Source organism: Pseudomonas sp. PS02303 (assembly GCF_029959925.1).
Classification (GTDB): domain Bacteria; phylum Pseudomonadota; class Gammaproteobacteria; order Pseudomonadales; family Pseudomonadaceae; genus Aquipseudomonas; species Aquipseudomonas mandelii.
The window spans coordinates 1-2,532 of the sequence record NZ_JASCOM010000460.1 but is presented as its reverse complement, the minus strand read 5'-3'; the positions used below and the strand labels follow the sequence as shown (position 1 = coordinate 2,532).

Here is a 2,532-nt window from a genome sequence, read left to right as displayed (position 1 = left end):
GCGCCGTTCGACGCAGTCGAACACGCTGCATGTAGGTCGTCGCGAAGCAGACCGGAGGGCAGTGTCCCCGGATGGATACCGGAGTGAAGGAACGCCGAGCCTTAGCGAGGGGCCGGACGCTTGGGGCGAGACTTTTTGGTTCCTTTTGTGGCGTTTGACAAAAGGGACTCGCCGTAAGGGCGAAACCGCCAGCCGCCGTTACCGCAGGAATGGATATATACACCTGAGAGAGACAGGTCGGCTGTCAGGCCGCCTTCGCGGGCAAGCCTCGCTCCTACACCAAATACCATCGCCAACAAAAAAATGCCCCGATCTCTCGACCAGGGCATTTTTCGTTTAACGCAACTTACACAGACAAACCCGAAGCCTTAGTGAGAAACCGCCCCGCTCGCCCCCAAACCGGTCTGCGAACGAACAAACTGCGGGAAGAACAGCGCACGCTCATTAACGCCAGCCGCCGACTTGTCAGTGATCGAGAAGAACCAGATCCCGATAAACGCAATGGCCATCGAGAACAGCGCCGGGTACTCATACGGGAAGATAGCCTTCTCGTGATGCAGGATCTGCACCCAAATGGTTGGACCCAGCACCATCAAACCAACCGCACTCACCAGACCCAACCAGCCGCCGATCATCGCACCGCGAGTGGTCAGCTTCTTCCAGTACATGGAAAGCAACAGCACCGGGAAGTTACAGCTCGCTGCGATGGAGAACGCCAGGCCCACCATGAACGCGATGTTCTGGCTTTCGAACAGAATGCCCAAGCCGATCGCCAGCACTGCCAAAGCGATGGTGGTGATTTTCGAGACACGGATCTCGTCCTTCTCGTTGGCCTTGCCTTTCTTGATCACGCTGGCATACAGGTCGTGAGACACCGCCGAAGCACCGGCCAGGGTCAAACCGGCAACCACCGCCAGAATGGTCGCAAACGCTACCGCCGAGATAAAGCCCAGGAAAATACTGCCACCCACCGCGTTGGCCAAGTGCACCGCCGCCATGTTGTTGCCGCCCAACAGCGCGCCAGCAGCATCTTTAAAGGCCGGGTTGGTGCTGACCAGCAGGATCGCGCCGAAGCCGATGATGAAAGTCAGGATGTAGAAGTAGCCAATGAAGCCGGTTGCATACAGCACGCTCTTGCGAGCTTCTTTTGCGTCACTCACGGTGAAGAAGCGCATCAGGATGTGCGGCAGGCCAGCGGTACCGAACATCAATGCCAGGCCAAGGGAGAACGCCGAGACCGGGTCTTTCACCAGGCCGCCGGGGCTCATGATCGCTTCGCCTTTGGCGTGAACCTTGATCGCCTCGGAGAACAGTGTGCTGAAGTCAAAGTTGACGTGCTTCATCACCATCAGCGCCATGAACGAGGCACCGGACAGCAACAGCACAGCCTTGATGATCTGCACCCAAGTGGTCGCCAGCATGCCGCCGAACAGCACGTACATGCACATCAGGACGCCGACCAGGATCACTGCTACGTGGTAATCCAGTCCGAACAGCAACTGGATCAGCTTGCCGGCACCGACCATTTGCGCGATCAGGTAGAACGCCACCACCACCAGCGAACCGCAAGCGGACAGCGAGCGAATCTGGGTTTGCCCAAGGCGGTAGGACGCCACATCGGCAAAGGTGTACTTGCCCAGGTTACGCAGGCGCTCGGCGATCAGGAACAGAATGATCGGCCAACCCACCAGGAAGCCGATCGAGTAGATCAGGCCATCGTAGCCGGAAGTGAACACCAGGGCGGAAATACCCAGGAAGGACGCCGCGGACATGTAGTCACCGGCAATCGCCAGACCATTCTGGAAACCGGTGATCTTGCCGCCGGCCGCATAGTAGTCGGCCGCCGAGTTATTTTTCTTGGAAGCCCAGTAGGTGATATACAAAGTCGCGCCGACGAACGCCACGAACATCAGGATCGCGGCGACGTTCAGCGGTTGTTTCTGAACCGCGCCGGTCAGGGCTTCAGCCGCCCAGGCACCCGGTGCGAATGCTGCAACGCTCAATAGAGCCAATAGACGCCGGATCATTGCTGAGCCTCCTTGAGAATCAGATTGTTCAGGTCGTCGAATTCGCCATTGGCGCGTCGTACATAGATCGCTGTCAGGATAAAGGCCGAGAGAATCAGCCCGACACCAATCGGTATCCCCCAGGTAATCGAAGAATCGGGGCTGATTTTCGCTCCCAGAATATGCGGCCCGTAAGCAATCAAAAGGATGAATCCGGAGTAAAGCCCAAGCATGATCGCCGAAAGAATCCAGGCGAACCTTTCTCGCTTACTAACCAGCTCCTTGAAGCGCGGGCTGTTTTGAATCGAGAGGTAAATGCTGTCGTTCATTGTTTTTATCCTCGCAGCACAGATTAAAGTTGGAACGTTATCCACTCTATGCGGCTGCGGGGCAGGTTCCAGACGACCTTAGTATTAGAACGACATGACAGAATCGCCATTTTCTGGTGTGACGCAACTTTTGTAGGAGCCAGGCGTGGCGGCGCCGGGGGGCGCCCGCTAGCGTTTGCCCGGCCCCCCGGGGCCGA

At 57.5% G+C, this 2,532-nt stretch carries 2 protein-coding genes; both read right to left on the bottom strand.

Annotation, left to right across the window (positions count from 1 at the left end):
- Window positions 1–368 precede the first annotated feature (368 nt).
- Window positions 369–2,027 carry a cation acetate symporter gene (locus QMX98_RS34035; RefSeq protein WP_010456858.1) on the bottom strand — a complete coding sequence of 553 codons (1,659 nt, stop codon included), beginning with the start codon at window positions 2,025–2,027 and terminating at the stop codon, window positions 369–371.
- Complete coding sequence (locus QMX98_RS34030) at window positions 2,024–2,335, bottom strand: DUF485 domain-containing protein (protein ID WP_010456859.1); 312 nt, start codon at window positions 2,333–2,335, stop codon at window positions 2,024–2,026. Before QMX98_RS34030 ends, QMX98_RS34035 begins: the two co-directional genes overlap by 4 nt.
- Between the last annotated feature and the right edge of the window lie 197 nt (window positions 2,336–2,532).

Coding starts and splice junctions, on each gene's coding strand:
- QMX98_RS34035 (WP_010456858.1), bottom strand. CDS start 2,027: ATGATCCGGCGTCTATTGGCTCTATTGAGCGTTGCAGCATTCGCACCG.
- QMX98_RS34030 (WP_010456859.1), bottom strand. CDS start 2,335: ATGAACGACAGCATTTACCTCTCGATTCAAAACAGCCCGCGCTTCAAG.